The following is a 15963-nucleotide window of genomic DNA, read 5'->3' on the forward strand; positions in this document are numbered from 1 at the left end:
CTAGCGCCGTCCCGCCAGATAGTCGTTCAACACCTCATGGAAATAGCGAACCCGCGTTTCCTGTGCGCTTAGGTAAGCGTCGCCATAGCCGCGCGAATGCATCCCCCGCTGCATCCCTTCGGCCAGCATCATGTCCTGATAGACGATCTGCCCCTCAATCTCCGGCACGCCCCGGCCATTGTCGAAATCACGCCAAAGCATGTCCGCTTCGCTGAACGGTTGTGGCCCCGCCATGATCGATTCCACCTCCGTCTGCCCCGCCACTGGAAAGGCCATGCACCATAGATCGAAGGTGCATTTGCCCGGATCGTCGGCATGGGGTTCGGTGCGGAAGAACAGGATATTGTCGGGCAGGAAGGAAATGGTGACATTGGGGAAGATCACCGTATGCGGACTGTCGGTGATCTGCTCATCATCCATATGTTCATAATGGAGATAGCCCCGCTCGCGCCATAGCCGCCGCTTGGCGGCCTTGAGGTCCAGCCACCCCTGCATCGCCTTGGTCTCATAGTCCGGGTAGCTGTCCGGATCGATGTCCCACTGGCGCAGGATATGGTCGAACGGGTGCGGCACGCCGTCGGGTAGCCGGTCGCTGAGCGAGGGCCGCATCGGCTGGACGGTGCGCCCATGGCCTGCTGGATACATTTCATGCCGGGCCGTATCGACATCCTGGTCGATCCATGGCGGCACCTGCGGATGAGCGGTGCGGGTGTGATAGCTTTCGGAAAAATTGTCGGTCGCGAACTTCCAATTGGTGTTGAGGTTGATCTTCATCCAGAACACCCGGACGCCCGTGTCCATCGGGTAATTTTTGTAAAGCTCAGGCATCGGCGCAAGATAGTCGAGCAAGTCGGGCGCGGCGTCATCCATCGTGTACCAGACGAACCCGCCCCAGGTAGCGCAGCGCAGTTCCTTGAGCTTCAACTTGCCGCAGGGGTTGCCTTGCGGAAAATCATGCGGGTCCTGCGCATATTGGAGCATGCCGTCCTTGCCCCATTTCCAGCCATGATAGGGACAGGTGAAGGCCTCGGCAAAAGCGCTGCCATCGGTCAGGCGCATGCCGCGATGCCCGCAGGCATTGTAGAAGGCCTTGATGCTCCCATCGTCCTGCCGGATGCCGATGACGCTTTCATGCCGGAAGTCGTGGACGACATAGTCGCCCGGCTCCTCCAACTCCGCCGTCCGCCCCGCGACATGCCAGATCCGGGTCCACAGATGGTCCCATTCCTGCTGCATGAATTCGCGACTGGTATAGCGGTCGCCGCTGATCGGATCGCCGCGCAGTGCGGCGGGATCGCGACCGTCCATGGTCAGCGGATGAATGGCGGGCTGGTCCATGCTGCTCTCTCCTGCTGGCATTCTTGAACCCAAGGGATAGGCGTCATGGCCTGCCCCGTCGCCTTGCACTTCTGTCAGGCGGCACGGGCTGGCACTTGTCGCAGGTGGGGCGGGACGATGTTCGACCGCATAAGAGGGCGATAACATCGATGGGAGATGGTGGCATGGATGGCGTCGAGACATTGCTGGCGATCGAGGCGATCAAACAGCTCAAGGCCCGCTATTTCCGCTTGATGGACAATAAGGACTGGGCCGGATTGCGCGACGTCTTCTGCGACGACGCCCTGTTCGACGCACGCGCATCACTCAGTATCGACGGCAAGGGCGACGAAGGCCGGGCGGCGGAAAGCAATGATTGGGTCTATGAGGGCGGCGACACCATCATCGCCTTCATCCAGGCCGCGATCGGCACGCAACGCACCGTCCATCATGGCCATTGTCATGAAGTCGAGATCGTCGGCGCGGATGACGCGCGCGGCGTGATCGCGATGGAGGACCAGATTTGGGATGCCAGCGGCACCAGCATGACCCTGCATGGCTGCGGCCATTATCATGAAGACTATAAGCGGGTGGACGGCCGCTGGCGCATCCACCGCTCGCGCATTTCGCGGCTGCAGGTAATGATCGGAGGCTGAGCCCTTAGCCGATCATCATCAGGCTGGCATTGCCCCCAGCCGCGGTCGTGTTGATCGAGGTGGAGACTTCCTCCAATAGCCAATCGAGGCAATAGCCATCCGCCGTTTCGGCATGGACCGGCACGATCCGGCCGGGCAGATCAGCAGCGGCCTGGACCGCAGCGGCGACGCGCTCGGCGTCCCCCTCGACCAATATCGCGGCAATGGGCGCATTGGCCTCTGCCGTGAAATGCGAGGCCACCTCCGGCGGCAGGCTTGGCGGGACCGTCATGCCCTGCACCGTGGCGCTGTTGCCGGTGGCGAGGATCGCGGCCATCTGACGGAACAGTCCGGCGCGGGTGGCAGGGCGCAGCAGCATGGCCCCACGCGGATGGAGGGTGTAGAGATTGCGCTCGCCGACTGGACCCGGCAGCGTCATTTCGACGCCCAGCGCCGACGCGTCGCCTGCCCGGCGCGCCTCGCTCGCGGCCTCGCCATAGCCCTGCGCATCAAGCCAGTCGGCAAAGGCGTGGAGCGGCGTTTGCAGGCGGCTGACGCGCGCCGCCAGAACCGGCGGCGTGGTGACCAGCCGCCCCAGATAGAGCGGCCCGCCTGCCTTTGGCCCAGTGCCGGACAGACCACAGCCGCCAAAGGGCTGAACCCCGACGATCGCGCCGATGACATTGCGATTGATATAGATATTGCCGACCTTCACCCGGCGCGTCACCCGCGCGACCGTTTCATCCAGACGGGTATGCAGCCCGAAGGTCAGGCCATAGCCGGTGGCGTTGATCGCACCGACAAGCGCGTCCAATCCGTCGCGACGGAAGCGCAGGACATGCAGGACCGGGCCGAACACTTCGCGTTCCAGGTCCGTCAGGCTGTCGATCTCGATGATGGTCGGCGCAACGAAGGTGCCATGCGCGGCTTCGGGCGGCAGCGGGCGTTGATCCACCGTCCGTCCCATCGCCCGCATGGCATCGATATGGGCGTTGATACCCGCTTGGGCTTCGGCCGTGATGACCGGGCCAATGTCGACCTTGAGCGCATCGGTGCGGCCGAGGCTGAGTTCGGCAAGTGCGCCCTTGAGCATCGTCAGCGTACGATCGGCGACATCCTCCTGCAGGCACAGGACGCGCAGCGCCGAACAGCGCTGGCCCGCGCTGTCGAAGGCCGAGGCGATGACGTCGGCGACGACCTGTTCGGCGAGCGCCGATGAATCCACGATCATGGCATTTTGCCCACCGGTTTCGGCGATCAATGGGATCGGTCTGCCCTGCGGCGACAGGCGGGTGGCAAGCTGGCGCTGGATCAGGCGCGCGACGTCGGTCGATCCGGTGAACATGACCGCAGCGGTCTGCGGCGCGGCGACGAGCGCGGCACCGATCGCGCCATCGCCCGGCAGAAGCTGGAGCGCGTCGGTCGGCACGCCCGCGGCGTGGAGCAGGCGGACGGCTTCGGCGGCGATCAGCGGCGTTTCCTCGGCAGGCTTTGCCAGGACCGCATTGCCCGCGACCAGCGCGGCGGCGACTTGGCCGGTGAAGATTGCCAGCGGGAAGTTCCACGGGCTGATGCAGGTGACCACGCCGAGCGGTTGCTGCTGCGGCCCGAAGGTGGTGCGGGCCTGCTGCGCATAATAGCGTAGAAAGTCGATCGCCTCGCGCACTTCGGCGATGGCGTTGGGGATAGACTTGCCCGCTTCGCGGACGATGAGGCCGAGCAGGATCGGCATACGCGCCTGCATCGCGTCGGCCGTGCGATCGAGCGCGGCGGCGCGATCGGCGACCGGCGTGTTGCGCCACAGCGATGCGGCCGCCCGGATCGCGGCGGCGCGGGCATCGTCCACCGTTGCTTCGACGACGGTGCCGACGATATCGCGATGATCGGCCGGGTTGCGGACGGGCTGCCCCTCGCCCGCTCCGCCTTCCGGTGCGGCGGTCCAGTCCAGCGTCGCGCTGTGCTGGAGCGCTTGCGTCAGGCTCGCCAAGGCCTTTTCATCGCTAAGGTCGATGCCATCGGAATTGCGACGATCAGGGAAGATGGCGGCCGGGAGCGCGATCTGGTCGTGACGGGCACCGGGATGGGGCATGGCGCGGACGGTATCGACAGGGTCGGCGATCATCTCGTCCACCGATACGGCCGGATCGGCGATGCGATTGACGAAGCTGCTGTTCGCGCCATTTTCGAGCAGGCGGCGGACGAGATAGGCGAGCAACGTCTCATGGGTGCCCACCGGCGCATAGATGCGACACGGGCGATCCAGCTTGCCTGCGCCGACCACCTGTTCGTAAAGCGGCTCGCCCATGCCGTGAAGGCACTGAAACTCATAAGTGCCGATACTGAAATCCGGCCCGGCCATCGCATGGATGGTGGCGAGCGTCTGGGCATTATGGGTGGCGAATTGCGGGAAGACCGCGTCCTTGGCGGCGAGCAGCTTTTGCGCGCAGGCGATATAGGCGATGTCGGTGTGCAGCTTGCGGGTGTAGACCGGAAAATCGGCAAGGCCATCGACCTGCGCGCGCTTGATCTCCGCATCCCAATAGGCGCCCTTGACCAGGCGGACCATGATACGGCGATCGGCGCGACGGGCGAGATCGATGATCCAGTCGATGACGAAGGGGCAACGCTTGCCATAGGCCTGGACCACAAAGCCAAGCCCGTTCCAGTCGAAGAGAGCAGGATGCAGCGCCAGGCTTTCGAGCAGGTCGAGCGACAGGTCGAGCCGGTCGGCTTCCTCCGCGTCGATGTTGAAACCGATATTATAGCTTTTGGCGAGCACGGCGAGTTGCTGCACGCGGGGCAGAAGCTCGGCCATGACGCGGTCGGCCTGGGCGCGGGCATAGCGCGGGTGTAGCGCGGACAGCTTGATCGAAATGCCGGGACCGGCATAGACGCCGCGCTTGGCCGACGCCTTGCCGATGGCATGGATCGCCTGTTCATAATCGGCATAATAGCGGGCGGCGTCGTCCGCCGTCGTCGCCGCTTCGCCCAGCATGTCATAGCTATAGGCGAACCCCTTGGCCTCCATCACCTTGGCGCGCTTGAGCGCTTCCTTGATGGTTTCGCCGGTGACGAACTGTTCGCCCATCATCCGCATGGCGAGGTCGACGCCGCGCCGGATGACCGGCTCGCCCGCGCGTGCGACGAGGCGCGTCAGCGCTGCGCCAAGGCCGCGATCATCGACGCTGCCGACCAGCTTGCCGGTGACCACCAGCCCCCAGGTGGCGGCGTTGACGAACAGCGACTTATCGGTGCCCAGATGCGAGCCCCAGTCGCCGTCGGCGATCTTGTCGCGGATCAGCGCGTCGCGGGTCGCAGCATCGGGGATGCGGAGCAGCGCTTCGGCAAGGCACATCAGCGCGACGCCCTCCTGGCTGGACAGCGCATATTCCTGCACCAGGCCTTCGACGCCGGTGCCTTTGTGGTTAGCGCGCAGGGCCGTGACGAGCTTGTGAGCCGTTTCCCGCGCTGAGGCGCGGGTCGCATCGGGCAGTGTCGCCGCTGCGATCAACGGGGCGAGCGCCTCGGCTTCATCGCGGCGATAGGCGTCAGTGATCGCCTGCCGCAACGGAGATTGGGCGCGGATGGCAGGAGCGAAGGCGGCAAAGGGGGGCTGGACGGTCATACCGTGCATCATATCGCATATGATGGCGCCGATCTGCCTTATCAGGTCTGTTTGTGCGGCGGATGTGACTTATTCATGCCTCTCTGTTAGGCAGCAATGATGGATAAAGCCGCCTCAACAGTCGATCTGGACGAATTCGACCGCAAGATCATCGCCGCTCTGGTGGAAGACGGCCGCATGACGGTGACCGATCTGGCGGCGCTGGTCGGCCTGTCCAAGACGCCATGCCAGGTGCGGCTGAAGCGATTGATCGAAACCGGCGTGATCCATGGGTTCCGCGCGATCGTCGATCCGGCCAAGCTGGGGATGGATCATGTCGCCTTTGCCGAGGTCAAGCTGAGCGACACCCGCGAAGCGGCGCTGCATGAGTTCAACATGGCGGTGCGGCGGATCGCGGAAGTCGAGGAATGCCATATGATCGCGAGCAGCTTCGACTATCTGCTCAAGGTGCGGACGGCGGATATTCGGCGCTATCGCATGGTGATGGGCGAGAAGATTTCCGCCCTGCCCCATGTTGCCAGTACCTCCACCTTCGTTGCGATGGAGACGGTGCTGGATGCCGGGGGGCGGCGGAAATAGCGTCTGCCGGTCAGTCGAACAGGTCCAGCGCGATCGCGTCGCCCATCGCCCGATAACCGCGCGGCGACGGGTGGAGCGCGTCGCCACTGTCATAGGCGGGCGCCAAGCGATCGGGCCGTGCCGGGTCGCGGGTCGTGGCATCGAAATCGATCACCGCGTCGAAATTGCCCGGCTGCCTGATCCAGGTGTTGACGGCCTGGCGGTCTGCTTCGTTCTGGGCATCGGCGTGATAATAATCATTGCCGACGAAGGGCATGACGGTCGCGCCGATCACCTTGATCCCCTTGGCGCGGGCGCGGGCGATGATCTGGCGATAGGCGCCGATGATGCGGGCGACATGGGCCTGATGCGCGGCGATGCTGACAGGCGCTTCGCGGGTGAGCGTGCCGAGATCGTTGATCCCTTCAAGCAGGATGAGATGGGTGACACCGGGCTGCGCCAGCACATCGCGGTCGAGCCGGGCGAGTGCGTTGGGACCAAGCCCATCGTCGAGCAGCCGGTTGCCACCGATCCCCTGATTGACGATCGCGATATGGCGGCGCTTCGGGTCGGCCTGCAGTCGTTCGGCCAGCCGGTCGGTCCAGCGATCATTGCCGTTGGTAGTGCTGTTCTTGCCGTCGGTGATCGAGTCGCCCAGCGCGACGATGAGTTGGGCGGGAGCGCAGCGTTCGACTTCGAGCGCGGCCAGGTTGAACCAATGGTCGAAACTCGCCGCTCCCGCAAATTGCGGGTTGGACAGATGGTCGCCGGGCAGATGCCAGGAGGTGGCGCGCGACCCCGGATGCGATGTCTGTTCGGGGTCGGCGGCGGCGTAGCGGATCGAGATGGCGAGCGTGTCGAGCGCTTTGGCCGATAGCGGGACCGGGTCGGACAGATAGTCCGCGCCGGGCGGGATGATGACGTCGGGCTTGCCATCGAAGCGGAGCGCGATCCGGGTGGCGGGATCGATGGTGGGCGCGGCGGAACTGGTGGCGCGGGCGATGCTGACGCCCAGGATGGGGAGCGGCCGGGTGCCAGCGAGATTGGACAGGCGGACACGGACGCGGTCGCCGCTGACCGAGGGGCGGACGACCTGGCGCAGGGTCTGGTTCGCCAGCGTGCCGGGCGGGAGCGCGGCGTCGCCGGTGGGGCGGAATTGGGACGAGGCCCAGCCAGCGACCCAGGTCGGGGTGCAGCTTTGCGCATGGGCAGAAGCGGTGGCCAAGGCGCTGGCGATGCAGGCCAAGCGGACAGCGACCCGTACACTGGTTGACGCTTTTTGCAGGAGGAGGAGCCGGGTCATGGTTCAGCCCTGATGGCGGCGCTATCGACGGTCTGATAGCGCGGGATGATGAGGTGGATGGTGGCGAGCGCGACGAGATAGGTGCAGGAGGCGACGGCGAAGATGGGACCGTAGCTGCCGACGGTTTCGAGGATGACCCCGGCGAACTTGGCCATCATCATGCCGCCGACAGCGCCCGCCAGGCCGCCGAGGCCGACGACCGACCCGGCCATCCAGCGGGGGAAGACGTCGCCCGGCAAAGCGTACAGGTTGGCGGAGAAGCCCTGATGCCCAGCACAGGCAAGCCCAATTAGCGCAACAGCGGCCCACATATTGGGCGCGTGCGTGGCAAAGGCGATCGGGACGGCGCAGAGCGCGGCGAGCAGCATCGCGGTCTTGCGCCCGCGATTGATGCTCCAGCCCCGGCCGATGAAGCGCGACGACGCCCAGCCGCCCGCGACCGAGCCGACATCGGCCAGCAGATAGACGGCGATCAGCGGCGGGCCGAAGTCGAGCATCTTGACGCCATATTGTTTGTTGAAGAAATCGGGCAGCCAGAAGAGGAAGGTCCACCAGACCGGATCGATGAGGAAGCGCCCGGCCATATAGGCCCAGGTCTGGCGCAGGCGGAACAGCGTCGCCCATTTGACGGGGCGTTGGGGTTCGACGGGGTCGGTTTCGATCCAGGCCAGTTCTTCGGCGGTGAGGCTCTTCTTCTCGCGCGGGCTGCGGTAGAAGCCGAGCCAGGCGACGAGCCATATGACCGTGAGCAGCCCGGTCAGGATGAAGGCCCAGCGCCAGCCGAGGGTGACGGCGATGATCGGGACGATCAGCGGGGTCAGGATCGCGCCGACATTGGACCCGGCGTTGAAGATGCCGATCGCGAAGGCGCGCTCCTTCTTGGGGAACCATTCGTTGGTTGCGGCGATGGCGGCGGGGAATGTCCCCGCCTCGCCGATCGCGAGCGGGATGCGCGCGAGCAACATGCCTGCCGTCGAGGTGAAGAAGATGTGCGCGACATGGCCGATGGTCCACAGCGACACCGCCAGCGTATAACCGGCCCGTGCGCCGATCTTGTCGATCAGACGGCCGAAGAAGACGTAGGAAATGCCGTAGCCCGCCTGAAACCAGATGGCGAGATCGGCATAGCCGCTCTCGCTCCAGTCATAGCGCGCCTGAAGATCGGGCTTGAGCGTCGGCAGGACGAGGCGATCGACATAGCTGAGCACCACGGCGAAGAAGAGCAGCGCGCAGACGATCCAGCGGACTTTGCCGGAGGGTTTGGGGATGGCAGTATTCATCGACTCATTCACCCGCCAGTTCCGCCTACATCCGTTCGCCCTGAGCCTGTCGAAGGGCGCGGACGTGCTTCGACAAGCTCAGCACGAACGGATGTGGGTGCCGTGAAAAACAACATGTGAATGGATAAACCTATCACCAATTGAACATCGTGCCGTCTTCCAGCCGGTTCACCGGCAGGAAGGCGCGGCTATACTCATATTTCGCGGCCAGTTCTTCGTCGATGTCGACGCCTAGCCCCGGCGCTTCGCCGGGATGCATCGCGCCGTCGGCGAAGCTGTAGGCGTGGGGGAAGACCGCGTCGGTTTCGGGGGTGTGGCGCATATATTCCTGTACGCCGAAGTTGGGCACGCTGAGGTCGAAATGCAGCGCGGCAGCCATGCAGACCGGCGACAGGTCCGTCGCGCCGTGGCAGCCGGTGCGGACCTGATAGAGATCGGCGAGGTTGGCGATCTTGCGCAGATGGCTGATGCCGCCGGCGTGGACCACGGTGGCGCGGATATAGTCGATCAGCTGGTTTTCGATCAGTTCGCGGCAATCGTGGATGGAATTGAAGATTTCGCCCACGGCCAGCGGCGTGGTGGTGTGCTGGCGGATCAGTTTGAACGCTTCCTGATTTTCAGCGGGCGTCGCATCTTCGAGCCAGAAGGGGCGATAGGGTTCGAGATCCTTGCCCAGTCGCCCGGCCTCGACCGGCGTGAGGCGATGATGAATGTCGTGCAGCAGGTGGACGTCCCAGCCCAGCGCTTCGCGCGCGGCTTTGAACAATTCGGGCACGACGCGCATATATTTGGACGTGTTCCAGAAATTTTCGGTCGGCAGGTCTGCATCGGCGGGTTCGTAGAAATATTTGTCCTTGCTGACGCCATAGGTGGACGCCATGCCGGGGACGCCGCACTGGATGCGGATCGCCTTATAGCCCTGCCGCTGATAATCGAGCGCGACCGCCACCGTATCCTCGATCGTGGTGCCGTTGGCATGGCCATAGACCATCACATTTTCGCGGCTGGCGCCGCCGAGCAGTTGATAGACGGGCAGGCCCGCCAGTTTGCCCTTGATATCCCACAGCGCGGTATCGACGGCGGCGATCGCCGACATGGTGACCGGGCCGCGCCGCCAATAGGCGCCCTTGTAGAGATATTGCCAGATATCCTCGATCCGGTGTGCGTCGCGCCCGATCAGGCAGGGGATGACATGGTCCTGCAAATAGCTGGCCACCGCCAGTTCGCGGCCGTTGAGTGTCGCATCGCCAAGGCCATAGACGCCATCTTCGGTGATGATCTTCAGGGTGACGAAATTGCGGCCGGGGCAAGTGATGATGACCCTGGCATCAAGAATTTTAGGCATGTGCGTGGTCCTGTTCAGAGGATTTCGAGCGTGACGGTCTGGAGATTTTCGCTGTCCGGCCCGACCATGATGTCGAACAGGCCGGGTTCGACCACTTCGTCCATGTCGAGATTCCACAGCGCGAAAGCATCCGGGCCGAGCGGCAGGCGGACGGTCCGGCTTTCACCGGGTGCGAGGGTGATGCGTTCGAAGCCTTTGAGTTGCTTGATCGGGCGGGTGACGCTGGCGACCTGATCATGGACGTAGAGTTGGACGACTTCGTCCCCGGCCCTGTCGCCCACATTGCGGACATCGACCTCGACCGTCACCTGTCCACCTATGCCGATGCGCGGCGCGGACAGGCGGGGTTGGCCAAATTCAAAGCGGGTGTAGCTGAGGCCATATCCGAACGGAAAGAGCGGGGTGTTTTCGGCGAACAGATAGCCTCGGCTCGCCGATGGCTTGCGGTTGTAGAAGATCGGGATCTGGCCCTCATCCCGCGCGACGCTGACGGGCAGTTTGGCGCCGGGATTGACGTCACCGAAGAGAATGTCGGCCATCGCCGTGCCGCCCTCCTGCCCCGGATACCAGCATTCGAGCAGCGCGTTCGCGCCTTCAACGACCGTGGGATAGCTGGGCGGGCGGCCGTTGATGGCGCAGACGATGACGGGCTTGCCGGTCGCCTTCATCGCCACAAACAAGTCATTCTGTTCACCCAGCAGGTCGAGGCTGGTGCGGTCGCCGAGATGGTTTTTGGCAAAGCCTTCGCGGCTGGTCTGTTCGGTGTCGCCGATCGCGAGGATGATGACATCGGCGCTGTTGGCGACCTCGACCGCCTGGGCGATCAAGGCGCGGTTCTTGGCGGGATCGGCGAGCAGCACCTCGTCGGCCGAGCGATCCTCGCTTTGGGTGATGAAGACGCCCTGGGCATGGACCACCTGCGCCTTGCCCTTGAGCTTGGCCTCAATGCCTTCGAGCAGCGACACTTCCTGACGCGGGATAGAGGAATAGCCGCCAAGGCGCGCGACGGCGGCATTGGGACCGATCACCGCGACGCGCTGCTGCGCGCCTGCGGTCAGGGGCAGCGTGCCGTCATTTTTGAGCAGCGCGATCGACTTGTGCGCGGCCTTCAAAGCCAGCGCGCGCGCTTCGGCATTGCCGGTCAGCGTGGCATAATCCTGACGCGGCCAGGGATTTTCGAACAGGCCGGCGCGGAATTTGAGCGTCAACATGCGGCGCACGGCCATATCGACGGCTTCGACCGGCACCTTCCCCGCGCGAACCTGGCTCACCAGCGTCCGATAGGTCAGGCCATCGGGCAATTCGCAATCGACCCCGGCGCGCAGCGCGGCACGGGCCGATGCTTCCGGGTCGGATTGGACATGGTGGATGGTGTCGAGTTCGTGGACCGCGCCATAATCGCTGACCACCGCGCCGTCGAAATGCCATTCGCCGCGCAAGATATCGCCGAGCAGCCACTTGTTTTGATGGCTGGGGACGCCATCGATCTCATTATAGCTGGGCATGACGGCGGCGATGCCGGTGCGGCGGACGACTTCGCGGAAGGGCGGGAAGAAATTCTCGCGCAATTCGCGTTCGGAGATGGACGCGGGCGCGATATTCTGGCCGCTTTGGGGCTGGCCATGGCCGGTCATATGTTTGAGCGTTGCCATCACCTTGTCCGGGCCGATCTGCTTGCTTTCGCCCTGCAGACCCAACACGGCGGCGACGCCCATTTCGCCACAGAGATAGGGATCTTCGCCAAAAGTTTCCTCGATCCGGCCCCAGCGCGGATCACGGGCGATATCGACCACCGGGGACAGAGCGAGATGCACGCCGCGGGCGCGGACTTCGCGGGCGGTGACGGATTGGATGTCGTGCATGAGCTGGCGGTCGAAACTGCCCGCCAGGCCGATCGCCATCGGGAAGCTGGTGGCCTCGGTCGCCATATAGCCGTGCAGCGATTCTTCATGGAAGAGGACGGGGATGCCGAGTCGGGTCTCCTCGATCGCCCATTTCTGGATCGCGGTGATGAAGGCGACGGTGTCCGCCGGGGTGCGCCAGCGTGCGCCGACGCCGCCTGCTTGCTGCGAGCCGTCGGGCGCGCCGCGCTTGTCGGACGGGCGGGTGATCTGGCCGAAGCTCGCGGGATAGGCCTTGCTCGCCTTGGCCGGGGAGAAGGTCAGGCCATCCATGATGTCGGCCTTGGTCGCCCAGAGCGCAATGATCTGACCGACTTTTTCCTCCAGCGTCATGCGGCCGAGCAGGTCGCGGACGCGCAGGTCGATCGGCGCGGTCGCGTCCTTATAGAGCGGGCCGGCTTTCTTCGCAGCGATGGCCGGGGCGGCGATGGCCGGGGTAGCGGCGACGAGCGAGCTGGACGCGAGCAGGCCGAGCGCCTGGCGACGGGCAAAGGCCATGGTCATCGCGCCGTCAGGACGATGTAAATCGTCGCCCGTTTCGCTATTGTGCGGGGATGGGTCATGATGCGCCTCTCCAATTTTACCGAGCTGTCACGTTTCTGCTTGCCGGATTATCGCTGATAGCGTTACCATTGGTAAGACAAGTCGCGATTGTCAATGCCCGATAACGGGCTGGCGACGCCGACGCGATGGAGAGGAAGACATGATCGCGCGCCTGATTTGCTGGATGATGGCTATGGCCATGACGGTCCTGACGCCCGTGGCGATGGCCGAGGATGGCTATGATCTCTGGCTGCGCTATGCGCGGGTGGACGGGGCGGCGGCGGCGCGGATTGCGGCGCATGCTAGCGTGATCACAGCACCCGGCGACAGCGCGACGATGCAGATCATCAGGGACGAGTTGCAGCGCGGCGTCACCGGTATGACCGGTACGGCCCCGATGATAGCGGATAGCATGCGTCCGGGTGCGCTGTGGCTGGCGACGCCGGAGACGGCCCCTGCCCTGCCGCTCCCATTGGAGGGGCTGGGCCAGGAGGGCTATGCGGTCCGGTCGATCCGGGTCGAGGGACAGCCGGTCACGCTGATCGCGGCGAATAGCGAGATGGGGCTGCTGCATGGTGCGTTCCATTGGCTGCGGCTGGCGCAATCGGGCGCGGCACTGGAGGCGATCGATGTGCGGTCCGCGCCGCGCATCGGCCTGCGCCTGCTCAACCATTGGGACAATCTGGATGGCACCGTGGAGCGTGGCTATTCGGGGTCGTCGATCTGGGATTGGTGGCGGCTGCCCGACTGGAAGGGGCCGCGTTATAGCGACTATGCCCGCGCCAATGCGTCGATCGGCATCAACGGCACCGTCCTCAACAATGTGAATGCCAAATCGGACAGCCTGACCGCGCCCTATATCGCCAAGGCGGCGGCGCTGGCCGATGTGTTCCGGCCCTATGGGATCAAGGTCTATCTATCGGTCAAATGGACCGCGCCGATGGAGCTGGATGGGCTGAAAACCGCCGATCCGCTCGATCCGGCCGTGGCTGCCTGGTGGAAGGCCAAGGCCGACGAGATTTACGCGGCGATCCCCGATTTCGGTGGCTTCCTGGTCAAGGCCAATAGCGAGGGGCAGCCGGGCCCGCAGGATTATAAGCGCTCCCATGCCGATGGCGCGAACATGCTGGCCGCAGCGGTGAAGCCGCATGGCGGGATCGTGATGTGGCGCGCCTTCGTCTATGCCCATGATAATCCCGACGATCGCGCCAAGCAGGCCTATGCCGACTTCAAGCCGCTCGACGGGCAGTTTGCCGACAATGTCATCGTCCAGGTCAAGAATGGCGCGATCGACTTTCAGCCGCGCGAGCCGTTTCATCCGCTGTTCGGGGCGATGCCCCGGACGCCGTTGATGATGGAGTTCCAGATCACCAAGGAATATCTGGGGCAATCGACGCATCTGACTTATTTGGGGCCGTTGTTCGAGGAGACGCTGAAAAGCGATACCTTTGCCAAGGGCAAGGGATCGACGGTTGCCAAGGTGATCGACGGGTCGCTGGACGGGCATAGGCTGACCGGGATTGCGGGCGTCGCCAATATCGGCACGGATCGCGACTGGAGCGGGTCGATCTTCAACCAGGCGGACTGGTATGCGTTCGGGCGGATGGCCTGGAACCCCGACCTGACCGCCGAGGCGGTGGCGCGCGAATGGGCGGCGCTGACCTTCACGCCCGACAAGGCGGTGGTGGAACCGGTGGTCGCGATGATGATAGGATCGCGCGAGGCGGCGGTGGACTATATGACGCCGCTGGGCCTGGCCCATGTCATGGACACCGGCCACCATTATGGACCCGGCCCCTGGGTATCGGACCTGGCGCGGCCCGAATGGAACCCGGTCTATTATCACAAGGCGGATGCGAGCGGCATCGGCTTTAACCGGACGAAGAGTGGCAGCAACGCCATCGCCCAATATGCGGCGCCGCTGGCCAAGCGGTTCGCCGATCCACGCACGACGCCGGAGCGGGATTTGCTGTGGTTCCATCATCTGCCTTGGGACTATCGCTTGGCGTCGGGCAAGACGCTGTGGGACGGGATGGTCCAGCGCTATGACCGGGGCGTTGCCTATGTTGCGGGGATGCGCGCGACGTGGGACGAACTGCGCCCGATGATCGATGCGGAGCGCTTTGTGCAGACGCAGACCTTCCTTTCCATCCAGCAAAAGGAGGCGCAATGGTGGCGCGACGCAAGCATCGCTTATTTCCAGTCGATCGCCAAGCGGCCCCTGCCGTCCGGTGCTGCGCAGCCGCGAGAGAGGCTGGAGGCCTATAAAATGCGCAAATTCCCCTATGCGCCCGGCAATCCGTGATTTTTCGCTTTAATCCGGCGGGGTGATGTCGCTACCACTCCGGCGACATCATTACCGACCCGAAAGCACCCCGCATTGACCGACACCCGATCCTCCCGCCGTCAGCGCAATGCCCCAACGATCAACGACGTGGCGCGCCACGCCGGGGTGTCGCCCATGACGGTGTCGCGCGTCATCAATGGCGAGCAGGTGGTGCGGCCGGCGACCAAGGCGAAGGTCGATGCCGCCATCATCGCGCTCAACTATGCGCCAAGCGCGGCTGCGCGCAGCCTGGCGGGGGGCGATGAACTGCGGATCGGCCTGCTCTACAGCAACCCGTCCTCCTCTTATCTGAGCGAATTTCTGGTCGGCAGCCTGGACCAGGCGAGCCGCAGCGGCGTCGATCTGGTCGTGGAGAAATGGGACGAGCAGACGTCGGTAAAGGCGGTGGTCGACCATCTGCTGCGCGGGCGGATCAACGGCGTCATCCTGCCGCCGCCGCTGTGCGATCTGGAGGAAATGGTGGCGGCGTTGAAGGCCGCCGATATTCCCGCCGTGGCGGTGGCGACCGGTCGGGCACCCGGCGATCTGGCTGCGGTCAGCATCGACGATTTTCAGGCCGCCTATGAAATGACGCGCCACCTGATCACGCTCGGCCATTCGCGCATCGGTTTCGTCAAGGGCAACCCCAATCAGACCGCCAGCGGCAAGCGCTTCGAGGGCTATCTCGCCGCGTTGAGCGAAGCGAACCTGCCGGTGTTGGACGAACTGATCGCGCAGGGCTATTTCACCTATCGGTCGGGGCTGGACGCGGCCGAACAGATATTGTCGCTGCTCGATCCGCCCACCGCCATCTTTGCGAGCAATGACGATATGGCAGCGGCCACCGTGGCAATCGCGCATCGTAGCGGGCTGGACGTACCGGGCGACCTGACGGTGTGCGGGTTCGATGACACGTCGCTGGCGACCACCATCTGGCCCGAACTGACCACCATCCGCCAGCCGATCAGCGCCATGTCGCGCGCGGCGGTCGAGGTGCTGGTCCGGTTGCTGAAAGGGCGGCGCGGCGCGGAGATGGCGTCCGAACATCTGGTGCTGGCGCATAAGCTGGTGCGGCGGCAGTCGGATGCGGCGCCGAGGATGCGGCCGAGGTTGGGCGTGCGATAACGGCG

Annotated in this window: 10 protein-coding genes; 4 read left to right on the top strand and 6 right to left on the bottom strand. The window is 64.5% G+C overall.

All coding sequences use genetic code 11. The features are described from left to right. Positions 1-1338: an aromatic ring-hydroxylating dioxygenase subunit alpha gene (locus OVY48_RS20960; RefSeq protein ID WP_313924308.1), complete on the bottom strand. Its 1338-nt coding sequence runs from the start codon at positions 1336-1338 to the stop codon at positions 1-3. A gap of 149 nt (positions 1339-1487) precedes the next feature. Here OVY48_RS20960 and OVY48_RS20965 point away from each other — a divergent pair, with 149 nt between their 5' ends. Beyond that, positions 1488-1973: a nuclear transport factor 2 family protein gene (locus OVY48_RS20965; RefSeq protein ID WP_313924309.1), complete on the top strand. Its 486-nt coding sequence runs from the start codon at positions 1488-1490 to the stop codon at positions 1971-1973. Between the two features lie 4 nt (positions 1974-1977). Here OVY48_RS20965 and putA read toward each other — a convergent pair whose 3' ends face one another. Next, the gene (gene putA / locus OVY48_RS20970; protein ID WP_313924310.1) at positions 1978-5577 is read right to left on the bottom strand and encodes a trifunctional transcriptional regulator/proline dehydrogenase/L-glutamate gamma-semialdehyde dehydrogenase; all 3600 of its coding nucleotides are present in this window, start codon (positions 5575-5577) and stop codon (positions 1978-1980) included. Positions 5578-5676: 99 nt separating this feature from the next. On the opposite strand from putA, the gene OVY48_RS20975 reads away from it, so the two are divergent. After that, on the top strand, positions 5677-6156 hold the full coding sequence (locus tag OVY48_RS20975) for an Lrp/AsnC family transcriptional regulator (protein WP_037478016.1): 480 nt from the start codon (positions 5677-5679) through the stop codon (positions 6154-6156). Positions 6157-6166: 10 nt separating this feature from the next. Here OVY48_RS20975 and OVY48_RS20980 read toward each other — a convergent pair whose 3' ends face one another. The 4 genes from OVY48_RS20980 to OVY48_RS20995 all read right to left on the bottom strand — a co-directional run bounded on the left by OVY48_RS20980 (position 6167) and on the right by OVY48_RS20995 (position 12468). Continuing rightward, positions 6167-7438 (bottom strand): SGNH/GDSL hydrolase family protein, encoded by a 1272-nt coding sequence (locus OVY48_RS20980; protein WP_313924311.1) that lies wholly within the window; start codon positions 7436-7438, stop codon positions 6167-6169. Then, the gene (locus OVY48_RS20985) at positions 7435-8718 is read right to left on the bottom strand and encodes an MFS transporter (protein WP_313924312.1); all 1284 of its coding nucleotides are present in this window, start codon (positions 8716-8718) and stop codon (positions 7435-7437) included. The genes OVY48_RS20980 and OVY48_RS20985 overlap by 4 nt, the downstream gene beginning before the upstream one ends. Before the next feature lie 133 nt (positions 8719-8851). After that, entirely contained in the window at positions 8852-10063 is a 1212-nt protein-coding gene (gene manD / locus OVY48_RS20990) for a D-mannonate dehydratase ManD (protein ID WP_313924313.1), read from the bottom strand. A gap of 14 nt (positions 10064-10077) precedes the next feature. Continuing rightward, a complete protein-coding gene (locus OVY48_RS20995; protein WP_313924314.1) occupies positions 10078-12468 on the bottom strand; it encodes a glycoside hydrolase family 3 N-terminal domain-containing protein in 2391 nt (796 codons plus the stop codon). A 199-nt stretch (positions 12469-12667) separates the two neighbouring features. Between OVY48_RS20995 and OVY48_RS21000 the strand changes: the two genes are divergently transcribed. Both OVY48_RS21000 and OVY48_RS21005 read left to right on the top strand, forming a co-directional pair. Then, positions 12668-14812 carry an alpha-glucuronidase family glycosyl hydrolase gene (locus OVY48_RS21000; protein ID WP_313924315.1) on the top strand — a complete coding sequence of 715 codons (2145 nt, stop codon included), beginning with the start codon at positions 12668-12670 and terminating at the stop codon, positions 14810-14812. Between the two features lie 75 nt (positions 14813-14887). Beyond that, the gene (locus tag OVY48_RS21005) at positions 14888-15958 is read left to right on the top strand and encodes a LacI family DNA-binding transcriptional regulator (RefSeq protein ID WP_069066580.1); all 1071 of its coding nucleotides are present in this window, start codon (positions 14888-14890) and stop codon (positions 15956-15958) included. Positions 15959-15963 lie beyond the last annotated feature (5 nt).

This window comes from Sphingobium sp. SA2 (genome assembly GCF_032227065.1).
Lineage (GTDB): Bacteria > Pseudomonadota > Alphaproteobacteria > Sphingomonadales > Sphingomonadaceae > Sphingobium.

Excerpts from the sequence above, each read along its gene's own strand:
- OVY48_RS20960 (WP_313924308.1), bottom strand. The coding sequence starts at position 1,338 with ATGGACCAGCCCGCCATTCATCCGCTGACCATGGACGGTCGCGATCCC.
- OVY48_RS20965 (WP_313924309.1), top strand. The coding sequence starts at position 1,488 with ATGGGAGATGGTGGCATGGATGGCGTCGAGACATTGCTGGCGATCGAG.
- putA (WP_313924310.1), bottom strand. The coding sequence starts at position 5,577 with ATGACCGTCCAGCCCCCCTTTGCCGCCTTCGCTCCTGCCATCCGCGCC.
- OVY48_RS20975 (WP_037478016.1), top strand. The coding sequence starts at position 5,677 with ATGGATAAAGCCGCCTCAACAGTCGATCTGGACGAATTCGACCGCAAG.
- OVY48_RS20980 (WP_313924311.1), bottom strand. The coding sequence starts at position 7,438 with ATGACCCGGCTCCTCCTCCTGCAAAAAGCGTCAACCAGTGTACGGGTC.
- OVY48_RS20985 (WP_313924312.1), bottom strand. The coding sequence starts at position 8,718 with ATGAATACTGCCATCCCCAAACCCTCCGGCAAAGTCCGCTGGATCGTC.
- manD (WP_313924313.1), bottom strand. The coding sequence starts at position 10,063 with ATGCCTAAAATTCTTGATGCCAGGGTCATCATCACTTGCCCCGGCCGC.
- OVY48_RS20995 (WP_313924314.1), bottom strand. The coding sequence starts at position 12,468 with ATGACCATGGCCTTTGCCCGTCGCCAGGCGCTCGGCCTGCTCGCGTCC.
- OVY48_RS21000 (WP_313924315.1), top strand. The coding sequence starts at position 12,668 with ATGATCGCGCGCCTGATTTGCTGGATGATGGCTATGGCCATGACGGTC.